This is a genomic window from Ruegeria sp. BF12 (assembly GCF_056538705.1).
In genome coordinates this window covers 561574-578740 of sequence record NZ_JBQFTP010000001.1, presented here as the reverse complement: position 1 = coordinate 578740, position 17167 = coordinate 561574, and the positions used below count along the sequence as shown (strand labels likewise).

Genomic DNA, 17167 nt, shown 5'->3' with positions numbered 1-17167 from the left:
TTCGATCTCGTCACGCTGGCGGCCCAGCTCGGACGTGATCGAGCCGAACAGCTCGGGATCACGGTCAGACAAAGACTGGGTGAAAAATCCGGTATCACGGAGATTGGCGTTCATGGGCGCTCCACATGGCTGGGTAAGAATCTTGCGGATTTCCTATCGGAAACGGTACATACGCAAAAGCTTTAAAGCGACGATTTGGCCCGCTGTGGCGTCAAGTCTGGCCTATCGGGGAAAGGTATGGTTGTTTCGGAACCAAATGTGCAGCACCGGAAACCGGAAAATATGACAAAGAGAATCGCCTTTCTCGCCAGCGACGTCAAAGTGGCGCAAATTGCGCGGGACAGCCTTGTGAAACTGTACGGCAATGCGGCACCCCGGGATGCGGATGTGGTGGTCGCCCTGGGCGGGGACGGGTTCATGTTGCACACGCTGCACAACATGCAGCACCTCGATACGCCGGTTTATGGCATGAACCGCGGCACCATCGGGTTTCTTATGAATGAGTTTCATGAAGACGACCTGATGGAGCGTTTGGCCGCGGCCGAAGAAGAGGTGATCAACCCTCTGGCAATGCAGGCTATGGATCAATCCGGCAAGCTGCATGAGGCGCTGGCCATCAACGAGGTGTCGCTGCTGCGCGCCGGTCCGCAGGCGGCGCGGCTGAAGATCAGCGTCGATGGGCGGGTGCGGATGCCGGAACTGGTCTGTGACGGAGCCCTGCTGTCGACGCCAGCCGGATCGACAGCGTACAACTATTCGGCGCATGGTCCGATCTTGCCAATCGGGTCAGACGTTCTTGCACTGACGGCAATTGCGGCGTTCAGGCCGCGTCGGTGGCGCGGAGCATTGTTGCCCAAGATCGCTAAGGTACGTTTCGATGTTCTGGATGCCGATAAGCGTCCGGTCATGGCGGATGCGGACTCGGTGTCATTTGCCGATATTGACTGGGTCGAAATCCGGTCGGAACCGTCTATCCAGCACCGTATTCTGTTTGACCCCGGGCATGGATTGGAAGAACGCTTAATCTCTGAGCAATTCACGTAAATTAGTGTCAATACGAATTTTTTTGGACTTGTGTGAACCAGTTCACACGAGATTCATTAAGTTTTCGGTAACCTGAAAATGCCCGGAAAATACGTCAAGGTGGGAGTGAGTGGCCACCAAACGGCGTTGTCGAACGAGTGCGCAGTTTTCGCGCTGGCGAGGGTAGGTGGTGCTACGCTCGTTAGAGATATCCGGGTATATTTTAGCAAGCGGACCCCGGGCACAATAACCCGGGGTCTATTTTTGTGCCCGCCCAATTCATACGGGCGCGGCCATCTTGTCCCAAAGCGGAAAACACATCTGGCCGACACGCGCTTCGATTGCGGCGGCCGCGTCGACGGCCATGTCTTCGCGCCAGCGGCGGGCGGCAATCTGGACGTTGATGGGTTGCGGACCTTGTGGCAACTCCGCCAGCCGGGCCGGAACGCAGGCCGCGGGCAGGCCGAGGAAGTTCATCGCATAGGAATAGACCGCGCAGCCCAGAACTTCATGCACCCCTTCTGCGCCTTCGGTGTCCCGGTCCGGGCCAAAGAACGGTTGCGGTAGGAAGGGTGACAGAACCAAAGGGTAGTCTTCCATGAACATCGACCATTCGCGTGCGTAATGGCTGCGCTTGGCAAGCATGCGGATCAGGTCGGTTTCCACGATGGGCGGGAATTCCTGAAAGTAGACCTCGAAAATCTCACGGATGGTCTCTGACCCCGCAGCCTCGATATCGCTTCGTAGCAGCGTCAAAACTTCTCCCATCAAGGCGCGATAGCCGGACCGCCCGCATTCGAAGACGTCGGGCGGATTGATCTCGTCGACCAAATACCCAGCATCGACCAGCGCGTCGCGGGCCGTGTCCAGAGCTTTGTCGACCTCTGGATGCAGGGAATAACCAAAGGTGTTTTTGGTGAAGGCCACTTTGATAGGGCCATCTATAGCGTCACCGCGCCACGGCATTGGAACGTGAAATGGGTCGCGCGGGTCCGGGGCGATCATGCTGGGCATCGACAGGTGAAGGTCAGCCGCCGAGCGAGTGATCAACCCTTGTACCGACATGGATTGCGCCAAAATTCCGCGTTCAGCCTGTTGACTGGGGTTCCATGCTGGAACGCGGCCGAGACCGGGTTTGACGGTGACCGCACCGTTGGCCGCAGCCGGAAACCGCAGGCTGCCGCCGATGTCATTGCCGTGGGCCAGCGCACCGATCCCCGCCATCACGGCCGCGCCTGCACCACCCGAGGACCCGCCGGGTGAGATATGCCGCCCCCACGGATTATAGGTACGCCCGTGCAAAGGATTGTCGGTATCGGCCCGGAATGAAAACTCGGGCGTGTTTGTTCGCCCTATTACGATAGCTCCGGCGTTCTGAAGGTTGCGCACGATGGGGGCATCGTCGGGCGCAATCACATCCTTCAGGGCGACCACTCCATTCGAAGTCGCGTGTCCCGTTTGATCAACGTTGATTTTGATAGTGACAGGAACCCCATGGAGGGTACCCGCAGGCGCACCGCTCGCAACTGCCGCATCCAGATCGCGTGCTCGGGCCAACGCCTCGTCGCTGAGGTCCTCGACCACCGCGTTCAAGTCAGGATTGACCTGATGCATTCGGTTGATGGCGTCCTGCGTGACTTCCTCAGCACTCAGGTCGCCGCTGCGGGTCAAGGCTGTCAGGTCGGTGGCGCTCAGACGCCAGATGTCGGATTCTGTCATGGGCCCTCACTGTCTTTGGATGACAGTAGGGGGCCTGTTTCAGGTTGCAAGTGAAAGAGGCGCGACGGGCGACGGATCGTCGCCCGCTGTTCGATTACTGCGCGTAACCAATGGTTTTCAACGCATCCGAGATCTCGTCCAGGATTGCCGGATCGTCGATGGTTGCCGGCATCTTGTATTCCTTGCTGTCCGCAATCGATACCATCGTCCCGCGCAGGATTTTGCCCGAGCGTGTCTTGGGCAGACGATCCACCACTACGGCCAGTTTGAACGCAGCAACCGGCCCGATCTTTTCGCGCACCAGCTTGATCACATCCTGAACGATTTCGCTATGGTCACGGTCGCAACCAGCGTTCAGGCACAGGAAGCCAACGGGCATCTGGCCTTTCAACTGATCAGTCACGCCGATCACGGCACATTCGGCCACGTCGGGGTGTGCGGCCAGAACCTCTTCCATCCCACCGGTAGACAGACGGTGGCCTGCGACGTTGATTACGTCGTCCGTGCGCGCCATGATGTAGAGATAACCGTCCTCGTCCACCATGCCGGCATCGCCGGTTTCATAATAGCCGGGGAAGTGGTTCAAGTAAGAGCTTTTGAACCGCTCTTCCGCATTCCACAGTGTTGGCAGAGTACCCGGGGGCAGGGGCAGCTTGACCGCAATCGCACCCAGTTCGCCGGGTCTCATCGGGTGACCGCCTTCGTCAAGGATTTGCACGTCATAACCCGGCATCGGCTTGGCGGGCGAGCCCAGTTTGACAGGCAGTTCCTCGATACCCAGCGGGTTGCCTGCGATGGTCCAACCGGTCTCGGTCTGCCACCAATGGTCGATCACCGGCACTTTCAGCGCGTCTTGTGCCCATTCGATGGTATCAGGGTCGGCGCGCTCACCGGCCAGGAACAATGCACGCAAGCAGGAAAGGTCGTATTTCGCCAACAACTCGCCCTTGGGGTCCTCGCGTTTGACGGCGCGGATGGCGGTTGGGGCGGTGAAGAAGCTTTTGACGTTGTGCTCTGAAATCACGCGCCAGAAGGTTCCGGCATCGGGGGTCCCGACCGGTTTACCTTCGAACACGATAGTTGTGTTCCCGTGGATCAGCGGGGCGTAGCAGATGTAGGAATGCCCTACGACCCACCCGACATCGGACGCCGCCCAGAATACATCTCCGGGATCGACATCGTAGATGTTCTTCATCGTCCAGTTCAGCGCGACCAGATGGCCAGCAGTCGGACGCACGACGCCTTTGGGCGCGCCCGTTGTGCCAGAGGTATAGAGGATATAGGCCGGATCGTTCCCGGCCACCGGCACACAATCCGCCGGTTCGACCCCGTACTGAAACCCGTGCCAGTTGACATCACGGCCTTCGACCAATTGCGCCACTTCCTGTTCGCGCTGGAAGATCACGCAGAACTCGGGCTTGTGGCTGGCCATGTCGATGGCGCCGTCCAGCAGCGGTTTATAGTGCACTACGCGCCCCGGCTCCATCCCGCAGGATGCGGCGATGATGGCCTTGGGCTTGGCGTCGTCGATCCGCACGGCCAACTCGTTGCTGGCAAAGCCGCCGAACACCACAGAATGCACGGCGCCCAGGCGGGCACAGGCCAGCATCGCCTCCAGCGCTTCGGGGATCATCGGCATGTAGATGATGACCCGGTCGCCTTTTCCGACGCCTTTGGCCCGCAACGCTCCTGCCAGCGTGGCGACGCGGTTGCGCAGCTCCATATAAGAAATCTCGCGCTTGGTATGCGTGATAGGGCTGTCATAGATGATTGCGGTCTGTTCGCCGCGACCGTTCTCAACATGCCGGTCCACCGCATTCCAGCAGGTATTCACTTTGGCATCACTGAACCATTCGTACAGAGGGGCGTTGTCGTCAAACAGAGCCTTGGTTGGGGGGTGAACCCAATCGATTGCCTGCGCGGCCTCCATCCAGAATGCTTCTGGGTCCGATTTCCAGCTTTCGTAAACGTCCTGATAAGCCAAGATGACCTCCTCCGAAAATTCCTTGAGAAGTGTGTTATGTGGCCGACGGACACCGCACAAGCGAGCGCAATGACGGAGCGTCACTTTATCGCAAAATATTTGCAAGAATTGCTGATTTCCGCTGCAAACTTTTGCAAACCGACGTCGATTAACGGGGTTTTTGCGATTGATTTTGCATTTTTGCAAATTTGAATAGTTCGGCGTGCAAATATTGAGCAACCGCCAGAATCAAAAAAGGGCGCCACTGTTGGCGCCCTTGGTATTGTACGCTGGTTAATTAACCGTAGTGCGCAACCGGAGTCCCTGCGATCGCCGCCATATTCAGCAACCCGCGCGCTGTTATGGATGGCGTTACGATATGAGCCTTGTTGCCCATCCCCATCAGGATCGGTCCGACCTCCAGGCCGTCGGCCTTCATCTTGAGGATATTGCGCACGCCACTTGCCGCGTCTGCATGGGCAAAGATCAGAACGTTGGCCGGCCCCTCAAGGCGGGAATTCGGGAAGATGCGGGACCGAAGCTCGGGGTCCAGTGCCACATCCAGGTTCATTTCACCTTCATAGGTGAAATCGCGCGGTTCGGAGTCGAGGATATCCAACGCCGCGCGCAACCGTTTCCCTGACCCCTCGGCCTGATTGCCGAACTGCGACTGCGAGCAGAAGGCGATTTTGGGTTCAATCCCGAACCGCCGAACGTGGCGCGCGGCACCAATTGTGGTCTCGGCCAGTTCTTCGGGTGTCGGCAGTTGTCGGACATGGGTATCGGCGATGTACAGGGGGCCGTCTTCCAGGATCATCAGCGACAGCGCCCCTTGAGGACGCAGATCGCCGTCGTCCAAAACCTGTTCGACGTAATTCAGGTGCCAGCGGTATTCGCCAAACGTACCGCAGATCATGCTGTCGGCCTCGCCTCTGTGTACCATGATCGCCGCAATGGCGGTGTTGTTGGTGCGCATAATCGCTTTGGCCAGATCGGGCGTAACACCGCGGCGCTGCATAAGCTGGTGGTACGAGTTCCAGTAGTCATAATACCGGGGGTCATCATGCGGGTTCACGATCTGAAAGTCTTTTCCGGGGCGTACCGTCAGACCCAACCTTTCGCACCGCGTGTTGATCACGTCCGGACGGCCGATCAGAATCGGAGTCTCGGTCGTTTCCTCGAGAATGGCCTGAGCGGCGCGCAATACCCTCTCGTCTTCACCTTCGGCAAACACGATCCGGCGTGAGGCGACGGCGGCGGCCTCAAACACCGGGCGCATCAGAAGGGCGGATTTGAACACGGTCTGGTTCAATTTTTCTTTGTACGCCTCAATGTCGGCGATCGGGCGCTTGGCGACGCCGCTGTCCATCGCGGCCTTGGCGACGGATGAGGACACGACGCCGACGAGGCGCGGGTCAAAGGGCTTGGGGATCAGGTAGTCGGGGCCGAAGGTCAGCTGTTCGCCCTTATACGCCGCCGCTGCCTCGGCACTTGTCGTGGCGCGGGCCATCTCGGCGATGCCGTCGACGCAGGCGATCTGCATTTCATCGTTGATTTCCGTCGCGCCGACATCCAACGCACCGCGGAAGATGAAAGGAAAGCAGAGCACGTTGTTGACCTGGTTGGGGAAATCGCTGCGGCCTGTCGCGATGATCGCGTCTGGGGCAACCTCACGCGCTGCTTGCGGCAGGATTTCCGGGGTCGGGTTGGCCAGTGCAAAGATGATCGGGCGCTTGGCCATTTTCTCGACCATCTCGGGCTTCAGCACATTCGGTCCGCTAAGGCCGAGGAACAGATCCGCGTCGCCGATCACGTCATCCAGTGTACGCAAGTCCGATTTCTGCGCGAACTGATCCTTGTGGGGGTTCATGTCCTCTTCCCGGCCTTCGTAGACAAGCCCGTGAATGTCGCACAACCAGATGTTCTCGCGCTTGACGCCCAGTTTGACCAGCATCATCAGGCAGGCAATACCCGCCGCGCCGCCGCCAGTAGAAACAACCTTGATGTCTTCAAAGCTCTTCCCGGCTACGTGCAGAGCGTTCTTGGCCGCAGCACCCACGACAATCGCAGTGCCGTGCTGGTCATCGTGAAATACCGGGATGTTCATCCGCTCGCGGCATAATTTTTCGACGACAAAGCAATCCGGTGCCTTGATGTCTTCCAGATTGATCGCGCCAAAAGTTGGTTCCAGCGCGCAAACGATGTCTGCCAGCTTTTCCGGATCGGGTTGATCGACCTCGATGTCAAAGCAGTCGATCCCGGCGAACTTTTTGAACAGGACCGCTTTGCCCTCCATCACCGGTTTGGACGCCAGCGCACCAATATTGCCCAGCCCCAAAACCGCTGTTCCATTTGAAACCACGGCCACAAGGTTGCCGCGCGCGGTATAGAGTTCGGCGTTGGAGGCATCCGCTTTGATCTCGAGGCTGGCCTCGGCGACGCCCGGCGAATAGGCGCGTGCCAGATCGCGGCCGTTTGCCATCGGTTTCGTAGCCTTGATTTCAAGCTTACCGGGCTTCGGATGGGCATGATAGTCAAGCGCGGCCTGCCGCAGGCTGGGTGTGTCGGACATCGGCGATTCAACTCCTTCGGAAATTTGATTTAGCGTTAAACTAATTTTCTCGATTTGGCTACGTTACGTCATTTTGCAACAGTTTGGTAAAACTCTTCCGGGCTCCGGTTGAAAGCTATCATAGAAAATTTACATTCGAGCAACTTTGGACCCAATCCGGACCTATCGAGCATCGGCACGCGTAAATGAGCTATAAGGATGAATTTCAGGCCGGGACTGCCCTCTCTGTAGATCAGGTTTCCGTTGGCCCAGAGCGTTTGGTTTACGCATCTGTGCTGTTTGCTGCCCTCGTAGTTCTCGCGGCTGTTTGTATCTGGCCCATTCAAGCCCTGCCTTTTAACGAAGAGGGGGGATTGTTCGAAACGATCTCTGCCGCGGCGCTTTTTGCGGCTGGACTTGTCGCGCTCTGGCGGTATCCCGGAATCAGCCGTCTCTACATCGGATTGGTTTGCCTGTTGCTGGCTGAGCGCGAGCTTGAGGCGGATATCTACCCGGTAGACAGTGTGCCATATTGGGTGCTGAACGGCCTCGACGGTTTGCTTGATATGACGCTAGTCCGGATCATTCTGGCGGTTCTCGTCGTCGGCGGTGTTGTCTGGCATGGCGTGCCAAACGCGTGGCGGGCTGTTAAGCGTCGGGTTCCGTTCTTCGTTATCTTTGTTCTGACAGGGATGCTGGCCGTTATTGCCCAGCTTATTGAAGAAGTTTCCGGAATCTACAGCGCCGATCTGTCAGCAATCATGATGGTGCGTTTTTTTGTACTGGAAGAAACGCTTGAGATGTTTTTTTCGATTGGCATTTTGACCTCGGTTCTGATCGGATGGCCAAAATCCGACAGCGAAGAGACATTGAATGACTTCGAGCCCCAAAAACAGCCAGACGCGCGCTGAAATCCGCCTGCCGACAAACGAGCTGCGCGACGACATCCCGTTTTTCACCAAGGTCCTTGGTATGAGGATGGACATGATCTATCCCGCCGATGACCCGCGCGTTGCCGTGTTTTCAGGTCATGGTCTGCGCCTACGGGTCGAAAAAGACGCGCCCGAGGCCGCCGGGACGATCCGAATTCTGACTGACAATCCTGATGAATTTGCTGAAGGTCGGCGCAGTCTGGTTGCGCCGAACGGGACCCGTGTCGAGATTGACGAACTGAACCCACCGATGGTGATGCCTGAAACCGTGCACTCTTTCGTGGTGCGCAGGCTCAAGGATCAGGCGCCTTGGATCATCGGACGGGCCGGGATGCATTACCGCGATCTGGTGCCGGACCGGCTGGGTGGCTCGATCATCGCCAGCCATATCCGCATTCCCGATGGCGGTCCGGTTCCGGACATGGTGCATTTCCACAAGGTGGGTTTTCAGCTGATCTTCTGCATTCATGGTTGGGTGGACGTTGTTTATGAGGATCAGGGCGACAAGATGCGGCTGACGGCCGGGGATTGCTTTATCCAGCCGCCTGAAATCCGCCACCGTGTGTTGGAGGCATCGGACAACGTTCAGGTTATCGAAATCGGCGTGCCCGCCGAACACGTAACCGAAATCGATCACGAGATGGCGTTGCCGACACCTCACTATTGCCCGGATCGTGAATGGCAGGGTCAGCGTTTCGTCTACAACAAAGCCGAGGGGGCGGGCTGGGGCACGTTCCGCTTGCCGGGCTATGTCTGTCGCGACACCACGATTGCCGAGAACACCAAAGGCGTTGCAGGGGTGCAGGTTGTGCGCAAAGGGCAGGGCGATCCTGTTTGGGCGTCTCATGACACCGATATCCACTTTACCTTTGTCATGAATGGCGAGGTGACGCTGGAAGGCGAGGGGCGCGATCCCTTCCGGTTGGAGCAAGGCGACGCCTTCGTAATCCCGCCCGGAATGCGCACCTGCCTGTCCGATCCCTCGGATGATGTCGAATTGCTTGAAGTCACCCTGCCGGGGACATTCAACACCAAGCTGGGTTAGGTGAAAAATAGCTCAGGAATCTTGCGTCCGGGGGTTCAACTCCCCGGGCGTTTTCAATTAGGGTATTATTTTCTGACCAGTTGATCAAAAAATGAGGAATCGCCATGACTTTGAAAGATGCAGCGCTGTCTGTCCGGGAAAGAGCCTATGCGCCTTATTCCAACTTCAAAGTTGGTGCCGCGATCCGTTCCGCAAGCGGTGAGGTCTATTCCGGCTGTAACGTGGAAAACGTGGCGTATCCGGAAGGCACTTGTGCCGAGGCCGGTGCAATCGCAGCGATGGTTGCGGCGGGCGAGCAGGAATTGTCCGAGGTCTATGTGGTCGCTTCTAGCCCGCAACCGGTGCCGCCGTGCGGCGGGTGCAGACAGAAGCTGGCCGAATTTGGTAAGCGTGAGGTCAAAGTAACCCTTGCGACAGTCGACGGCGCTGAATTCGCGACAACGATCGGCGAACTACTGCCCGGCGCTTTCGACGCCTCACACATGGAAGACGCCTGACCCCATGGACGCGCGTTCGATCATTGCAAAACTGCGCCGGAACGAAGTGCCAACCAGCGACGAGTTGAATTGGTTTGCGCAGGGCCTTGCTGATGGTGGCGTCAGCGACGCACAGGCGGGGGCCTTCGCTATGGCTGTTTGCATGGGCGGGCTTAGTGCGCAGGGACGTGCTGATCTGACCGTCGCGATGCGCGACAGCGGAGACGTTCTGAGCTGGGACTTTGACGGTCCGGTGATCGACAAACACTCCACCGGCGGGGTCGGTGATAGCGTGAGTCTGGTGCTTGCCCCGGCGCTGGCCGAACTTGGGGCTTACGTTCCCATGATCTCGGGCCGTGGGCTGGGCCATACTGGTGGCACGCTGGATAAGCTGGAGGCAATTCCAGGTGTCAGTACGCAGATCGGGCAAGACCGCTTGACGCAAATTCTGCGCGAAACCGGCGCAGCCATTGTGGGTGCTACAGGGCAGATCGCTCCGGCGGACAAGCGGCTTTATGCGATCCGGGATGTGACTGCGACCGTGGAAAGCCTGGACCTGATTACCGCGTCTATTCTGTCCAAGAAACTGGCCGCCAGCCCCGAGGCATTGGTGCTGGACGTCAAAGTCGGCAGCGGCGCATTCATGAAAACGCTTGAGGACGCGCAGAAGCTGGCAAAAGCCCTGTCGGAAACTGCAAACGCAGCGGGATGCCGGACATCTGCCGTGATCACCGATATGCACCAACCTTTGGCCCCCGCGCTGGGCAATGCGCTGGAAGTGGCCGAGGTGATGAAAGTCCTGACGCAGACGCATTATGCGCCGCTGGTCGAAATCTCGGCTGAACTGGGTGGTGTCCTGCTCGCCGATGCTGGCATGTTCTCCACCCCGGACGAGGGGCGCGACAAAATCACCGACGTCATCCGCGACGGCCGTGCCGCCGAACGGTTCGGGCGCATGATGGCCGCTGTTGGTGGGCCTTTGCAGTTCGTGGACAATTGGTCCCGCTATCTGCCCGAAGCCAGTGTGATCCTCGAAGTTCCGGCTCCGGCCAACGGCCATATTACGGCCATCGACGGCGAAGCTCTGGGTCTTACCGTGGTTGCGCTGGGCGGCGGGCGGCAGGTCGAGGACGATGTGATCGATCCGGCGGTGGGTCTGTCGAGCATCGTCCGGCTGGGCGACAAAATCGAAAAAGGCGCGCCCCTGGCGGTGATCCACGCTGCGCGCGAAGATGCTGCGCAACAGGCTGCGGCTGCGGTTCTCAAAGCCATCACAATCGGCGATGATGCCCCCATGCTGCCCGCGCTTATCCACGAAAGGATCACACCGTGACCCGTGCGTTTCTGGTGGTTATGGACTCGGTCGGCATCGGTGGTGCACCGGATGCGGATCGGTTCTTCAATGGCGATGTTCCCGACACCGGCGCAAACACGCTGGCCCATATCGCGCAGGCCTGCGCAGAAGGACGGGCTGAGGAAGGACGTTCCGGCCCGCTGATCCTGCCCAATCTGGAGGCGCTTGGCTTGGGGGCCGCCACGCGGCTCGCTTCGGGGTCGGAAACACCGGGGTTGGACGCAGAACCCACTGGCCTTTGGGGATGCGCGCGCGAGCATTCGCCGGGCAAGGACACGCCTTCAGGACATTGGGAACTGGCCGGGCTGCCCGTGCCATGGGACTGGCACTACTTCCCGGACACCACACCGTCCTTTCCCGCCGATCTGAGCCGGGCGGCCGCTGAAGCCGCCGGGACCGACGGCATTCTCGGCGACCGCCATGCCTCGGGCACGGCTATCATTGCCGAGTTGGGGGCCGAGCATATGCGCACCGGCTGGCCCATCTGCTACACCTCCGCCGACAGCGTCTTTCAGATCGCGGCGCATGAAGAGAGCTTTGGCCTCGACCGTTTGCTGGAGATGTGCAAAGCACTTGCCTCGCGTCTGCATGGTATGAAGGTGGGCCGTGTTATTGCGCGGCCATTTATCGGCTCACCAGAAGAGGGCTTTACCCGCACCACCAACCGAAAAGACTTTGCGATCCTGCCTCCTGGGCCGGTTCTGACAAACTGGGTGCAGGACGCGGGCCGTCGAGTCCATGCGGTGGGCAAGATCGGCGACATCTTTTCGATGCAAGGGATCGACACGCTGCGCAAGGGCTCGGATGTCGAACTGATGGGGCACCTGTCCGATCTGGTCGATGAGGCCGAGGAGGGAAGCCTGACCTTTGCCAATTTCGTTGAATTCGACAGCCTTTATGGCCACCGCCGCGATATTAGCGGCTATGCGCGCGCGCTGGAGTGGTTCGACCAAGAAATCGGTGTGATCCTGAGCAAACTGCGCCCGGGCGATTTGATGCTGTTGACCGCAGACCACGGCAATGATCCAAGCTGGATTGGTACCGATCATACGCGCGAACAAGTGCCTGTTCTGATAGCCGGGCAAGGGGCGGGTCAAATCGGTTCCGTTAACTTCGCGGACGTTGCGGCCAGCATCGCACACCACCTCAACATTCCGGCACAAGGGCCGGGGAGGACTTTTCTATGAACGTCGCAGACCTGCCCAAAATCGAGCTGCACTTGCATCACGAAGGCGCGGCCCCACCTGCTTTTATCCGTCAGCTGGCACATGAAAAACGCATTGATCTGAGCGGTATCTTCAAACCTGATGGGAGCTATGATTTCCGCGACTTTGCGCATTTCCTCAGTGTGTACGAAGCCGCCTGTGAAGTACTGAAATCACCTGAAGATTTTCGACGTCTGACGCTGGCCATTCTGGAAGAAAGCGCTGCCAACGGAGTGGTTTATTCCGAAACCTTCCTCAGCCCCGACTTCTGCGGCGGCGGTGATTTGCACGCCTGGCGTGACTACCTAAACGCCATTCAGGACGCAGCAGACGAGGCGGAGCGTAAGTTCGATATCACTCTGCGCGGTGTTGTTACCTGTGTCCGCCATTTCGGACCGGAACAGGCGAAACAAAGCGCCCATTGCGCCGCCGAAACTGCGGGGGACTGGATTACCGGGTTTGGAATGGGCGGCAACGAATCCGTCGGCAAGCAGGGCGACTACAAATGGGCCTTTGACTGCGCACGCGAAGCCGGGCTGCGCCTGACCACACATGCCGGAGAGTTCGGCGGCCCGGAAAGTGTGCGCGATGCGGTTCGTGAGTTGGGCGTCGAACGGGTCGGCCACGGGGTTCGTGCTATTGAGGACCCTGACCTGATTCACGAAATCATCGACCGCGAAGTCACACTCGAGGTTTGCCCGGGGTCGAACGTGGTTCTGGGTCTATTTCCTGATTTTGCGGCGCATCCGGTTGCCCGGTTGCGCGACCATGGCGTCAATGTCACCGTCTCCACCGATGATCCACCGTTTTTCCATACCACGATGCGGCGTGAATATGAGATGCTGGGCAAAGCCTTCGGCTGGGACGCCGAGGATTTCGCAGCCCTGAATGACACGGCCCTGAACGCGGCCTTCTGCGATGATGATACCCGCGAGCGGGTCAAGAAAAGACTGGAGAGAACATGAGCGAACACCTGACCGTCGTCGACCACCCGTTGGTCCAGCACAAACTGACGCTCATGCGAGACAAGGGCACCTCGACCGCTGAATTCCGTCAGTTGCTGCGCGAGATCACGCTGCTTCTGGCCTATGAGGTCACGCGTGAGATGCCTCTAACCACCCGCCATATCGAAACTCCGATGGAGGAGATGGACGCCCCCATTCTGGCGGGCAAGAAACTGGCGCTGGTGTCGATCCTGCGGGCCGGAAATGGCATGCTGGACGGAGTGCTTGAACTGGTGCCCTCGGCGCGTGTCGGGTTTGTCGGGTTGTACCGCGACGAAGAAACGCTGAAGCCGGTGCAGTATTACTTCAAAGCGCCTGAAGGTCTGAAGGACCGTCTGGTCATTGCCGTTGACCCGATGCTGGCCACGGGCAACAGCTCAGCTGCAGCGATTGACCTGCTGAAAGAGGCCGGGGCCACCGATATCCGCTTTCTCTGCCTGCTGGCTGCGCCTGAAGGCGTTGAACGCATGAAAGAGGCACATCCTGACGTGAAGATCGTCACCGCGTCGTTGGATCGTGAGCTGAACTCGAAAGGCTACATCATGCCCGGCTTGGGTGATGCTGGCGACCGGATGTTCGGCACCAAATAATCCGGCTTACTCGCCGCAGATATTCTGCAGCCGGACCCAATCGCGGTCCGGCAACACTTGTGACAGGGGGCGGCCCGCCATCGGGTCGGCTTCGATCAAGCCCAGAACCGTCTCGCCTGTCACATCCACAGCGTAAGCGTAGGGTGTTGAAGGCAACGCCGCTTGGGCAAAAACAGCCAGCAAGTCATCATCCGGTAAAGACGGGCGAGGTTCGGACAGCACCTGCTCGGTATAGGCGTCGACGATTTCGGGTGTTAGTTCTCCGGTCGTCAGCAGGCGAAAGGCCGTTGTAGCGCCGGTGCGGTCCAGCAATTCATCCAAGGGGTCTTGTGCGGTTGCACGTGCGCGTTCAGCGATGATGTATCCTGCTGCGACCGATGGATCCTCGTGGTCTTCGACCAACGACCGGTTCAGCAGGATGATCCCACCGGGAAGGCTGAGGCTGGTTTGAACCCCGGCGGGCAGAATGACAACTTCGCGAACGCCTGTACGGGCCGCCAACTGATCCAGTGCAGGTTGCGCGTCTTCGGTTGCACATGCTGTGCCGGAAACACGCTCGATCCGACGAAGGATCGCGTCGCCGATATCATGACGCTTGATGTCCGGGACAACTGACACGACGTGGCTCTGCAATGCGGCCGGAACCCAAAACAGCAACAGCGCGGCAACGGCACAAACCACACCCGCAACGCTGAGCCAGCGCAAGCGGCCGGGATGTGGCCGCGATCGGTCGATGGCCTTTTGCAGACGGTCGATTGCCCCGATCATTGTGGACTCGGATTCTTCCAGCTCAAGCGTTTCGTCCGGATCTCCGTCAGGGTTGAAGATGGCTGGATACGCACCAGGATTCTGCCGCTCCAACGCGGCCAGGGACCAATGAGTCAGCGCCCGGTCGTTGAAATCCGAAATCGTCAGCGTCGCCTCGCCAATGGACACCACGACCTCGCGCCGTTGAACGTCGGGCGAAGGGCGCCACAGACCGGTGGCTTCGATCCGTTGGTACTGTTTCAGTGCCGTCATCAAGGTGAGGTTTGCTCGTTATTATTTTGACCCAGCTTAACATGGTAAATTCAAAGGGCGCAAACCTGTTGCGTGGCAATCGGTAATTGTGCTGGATATCACGACGTGCGGAAAATCGGATTGCCGTGCACCAATGCGAAACCGGGGCGGAAGATGCAGGCGGACACTCAAACTTCACCGATACTGGCGTCAGTCTTGATGATCAGTGCGATGGCGATCATCGGTGTGATCGACAATGTGGTGATCCTGTTGGCCGACTCGATTGGTCTGTGGCAATTCCATCTGAGCCGCGCATTGCTGATGTTGCCACTGATTTTTGTATTGTCGCTGCTTGGTCTGGGCGGGATGCGACCCAAGCGGCTTGGCCCAGTGATCCTGCGCAGTGTGCTGATCACACTGGCCATGCTGTTCTATTTCGCCTCGCTGGCGGTCATGCCGATTGCTCAGGCGTTGGCAGGACTGTTCACTTCGCCCATATTCGTGCTTCTGATCTCGGCTCTTGCCATGAAACAACGGATCGGACCGTGGCGCATTCTGGCCGTTCTGCTCGGATTTGCGGGTATTCTGTGTGTGCTGCAGCTCAACCCTTATGAGTTCGATGCCCGTAGCTTGCTGCCCGTCGCCGGAGGCTTGTTTTATGCGCTGAGCGCGGTGATCACGCGCAGCCATTGCTCCGGTGAAAGCACCGTTGCGCTGCTGGCGGCGATGATCGTCACACTCGGTCTGGCAGGGGCAATCGGTCTTTTGGTTCTGGAAGTGTTTCCGATGGCTGCGCCCGACGGTCCGGACGGGTTTGCCACGCGGGGCTGGGTCTGGCAGATGCAGCCCGCTTTGCCATGGGTCGCGATACAGGCGGTCGGATCCACGATTGCTGTCTTCATGTTGATCAAAGCCTATCAGGTAGGTGAACCGTCGTATGTTGCCGTCTTTGAATACTCGGTCATGATCTTTGGCCCGTTGTTTGCCTGGGTGGCATTCGGACAGGTCATCGGCGCGATGCAGATCGCGGGGATCGGACTGATTGCAACTGCAGGTGCCCTTTTAGGTTGGCGCGCCGGGCGCGAGGCAGCCCGCCCCGAGGCGGCTTAGCGTTTTTCCTTAACTCGCCTTCAGGCGCTGCCTGGCAACGGCGTATATCTCCTGATGAGTTTTGCCGGGTTTGGTTGAGCCAAGGCTTGAAATTGCCGTAAGGCATCCAACTAAAGGCGGTTTTTGTCTCGCATCTTGATGCAACAGTCACCGTCAGGCAGTCGGCCAGAATCAAGTTGGACGTCACTCGCACTCGAAATTCATAGTTTCCAATTTACTGCTTATTCCGATTTTTTGTGCAGGGTTGTTCGGGGTTATGTGAGTATCAGAGCTTCAACGACCCAAATTTGGCCTCAATGTGTCAAAAATAAGTCTTGTATGTAAATGGTATGTTAATCGTTTTTCGTAGTTGGTTTGTGTCAAAAGTGGGTGCGGCACGTGTTAAAAGTACAGAGTGTTATAGGCTATTCAGCTGTTCCGGATAATGCGAGGCAAGTCGGTCCTCCGGTGTCGCTGAATGCGCGCAGAGGTGGGTTTGTCCACGGAACAAAAGTCGCAACGGACCGTGGGTGGAAACCTGTTGAACGATTGCGCGCTGGCGATCTGGTCCGGACACTGGATAATGGCTTTAGGGAAGTCTGCCGGGTTTCAACAAATTGCATCTCGGTTCCGGCCAACGAGAACCGGATAGAGAATCTGCTTGTTCGGGTGCCTTCGAACACATTGTACAACGGACGCTCGGTTTGGCTGATGCCTGAACAGGGTGTGGCGTTGGACAACACCAAGTTGAGCCGTGGTCCAATAACGTTGCCCATCAGTATGCCGGTTGTTCCTGCGCGGGTTTTAAGCGAAACGTTTCGGCTTTCTTCCGGCACACCTGCATCTTTCTTTGACGTCAGTTCGCTGTTCTTCGAGCAGGACGAAGTGATCTACATCGAAGGCGGTCTGCGCGCGTATTGCCCCGCAGGACGGTTTGGAACACGCAACCTGCCTCAGACAGCCTCATACGAACTTGTCGACGCTGATCAGGTGGCAGATTTAGTCGATATGGTGGCGCATAGCAGAGATATTGCGGTTCTGGCTAATTCGCTGGGCGCATTGCCTGCGCCGATCATGCAGAACCCGATTTTTCCGGCGCGGCCAGTAAGGGGAGCAAGGCGTCCAGGACGGCCGGGGCGGCCTGCTCCATTAATCTGAATTCATTAAAGCTATTTTTATAAAGAATGACGCTGGCGCGGTATCCCCCACCAGCGTCA

At 58.4% G+C, this 17167-nt stretch carries 14 protein-coding genes; 10 read left to right on the top strand and 4 right to left on the bottom strand.

Features of this window, described 5'->3' with window-relative positions; translation table 11 throughout:
* Positions 1-237: 237 nt before the first annotated feature.
* Entirely contained in the window at positions 238-1044 is an 807-nt protein-coding gene (locus ACR0J0_RS02925) for an NAD kinase (RefSeq protein ID WP_480661194.1), read from the top strand.
* A 258-nt stretch (positions 1045-1302) separates the two neighbouring features.
* Here ACR0J0_RS02925 and ACR0J0_RS02920 read toward each other — a convergent pair whose 3' ends face one another.
* From ACR0J0_RS02920 to ACR0J0_RS02910, 3 genes are all read right to left on the bottom strand, one after another.
* Positions 1303-2742, bottom strand: coding sequence for an amidase family protein (locus ACR0J0_RS02920; RefSeq protein ID WP_480661193.1), 1440 nt, complete (start codon positions 2740-2742; stop codon positions 1303-1305).
* A gap of 94 nt (positions 2743-2836) precedes the next feature.
* A complete protein-coding gene (gene prpE, locus ACR0J0_RS02915) occupies positions 2837-4726 on the bottom strand; it encodes a propionate-CoA ligase PrpE (protein ID WP_480661192.1) in 1890 nt (629 codons plus the stop codon).
* A gap of 277 nt (positions 4727-5003) precedes the next feature.
* Positions 5004-7277, bottom strand: coding sequence for an NADP-dependent malic enzyme (locus ACR0J0_RS02910; RefSeq protein WP_480661191.1), 2274 nt, complete (start codon positions 7275-7277; stop codon positions 5004-5006).
* Positions 7278-7462: 185 nt separating this feature from the next.
* Between ACR0J0_RS02910 and ACR0J0_RS02905 the strand changes: the two genes are divergently transcribed.
* From ACR0J0_RS02905 to upp, 7 genes are all read left to right on the top strand, one after another.
* Positions 7463-8167, top strand: coding sequence for a hypothetical protein (locus ACR0J0_RS02905; RefSeq protein ID WP_480661190.1), 705 nt, complete (start codon positions 7463-7465; stop codon positions 8165-8167).
* Positions 8130-9233: a cupin domain-containing protein gene (locus tag ACR0J0_RS02900; RefSeq protein WP_480661189.1), complete on the top strand. Its 1104-nt coding sequence runs from the start codon at positions 8130-8132 to the stop codon at positions 9231-9233. The genes ACR0J0_RS02905 and ACR0J0_RS02900 overlap by 38 nt, the downstream gene beginning before the upstream one ends.
* Positions 9234-9337: 104 nt before the next feature.
* Positions 9338-9730: a cytidine deaminase gene (locus ACR0J0_RS02895; protein WP_480661188.1), complete on the top strand. Its 393-nt coding sequence runs from the start codon at positions 9338-9340 to the stop codon at positions 9728-9730.
* 4 nt (positions 9731-9734) lie between these two features.
* Positions 9735-11042 (top strand): thymidine phosphorylase, encoded by a 1308-nt coding sequence (locus tag ACR0J0_RS02890; RefSeq protein WP_480661187.1) that lies wholly within the window; start codon positions 9735-9737, stop codon positions 11040-11042.
* Positions 11039-12250, top strand: a complete 1212-nt coding sequence (locus tag ACR0J0_RS02885; protein ID WP_480661186.1) for a phosphopentomutase — start codon at positions 11039-11041, stop codon at positions 12248-12250. Before ACR0J0_RS02890 ends, ACR0J0_RS02885 begins: the two co-directional genes overlap by 4 nt.
* Complete coding sequence (locus tag ACR0J0_RS02880) at positions 12247-13233, top strand: adenosine deaminase (RefSeq protein WP_480661185.1); 987 nt, start codon at positions 12247-12249, stop codon at positions 13231-13233. Before ACR0J0_RS02885 ends, ACR0J0_RS02880 begins: the two co-directional genes overlap by 4 nt.
* On the top strand, positions 13230-13862 hold the full coding sequence (gene upp / locus ACR0J0_RS02875; protein WP_480661184.1) for a uracil phosphoribosyltransferase: 633 nt from the start codon (positions 13230-13232) through the stop codon (positions 13860-13862). The genes ACR0J0_RS02880 and upp overlap by 4 nt, the downstream gene beginning before the upstream one ends.
* A 6-nt stretch (positions 13863-13868) precedes the next feature.
* Here upp and ACR0J0_RS02870 read toward each other — a convergent pair whose 3' ends face one another.
* Complete coding sequence (locus ACR0J0_RS02870) at positions 13869-14882, bottom strand: hypothetical protein (protein ID WP_480661183.1); 1014 nt, start codon at positions 14880-14882, stop codon at positions 13869-13871.
* A gap of 153 nt (positions 14883-15035) precedes the next feature.
* Between ACR0J0_RS02870 and ACR0J0_RS02865 the strand changes: the two genes are divergently transcribed.
* Positions 15036-15971 carry a DMT family transporter gene (locus ACR0J0_RS02865; RefSeq protein WP_480661182.1) on the top strand — a complete coding sequence of 312 codons (936 nt, stop codon included), beginning with the start codon at positions 15036-15038 and terminating at the stop codon, positions 15969-15971.
* Between the two features lie 378 nt (positions 15972-16349).
* Positions 16350-17108, top strand: coding sequence for a Hint domain-containing protein (locus ACR0J0_RS02860; protein ID WP_480661181.1), 759 nt, complete (start codon positions 16350-16352; stop codon positions 17106-17108).
* Positions 17109-17167: the final 59 nt, after the last annotated feature.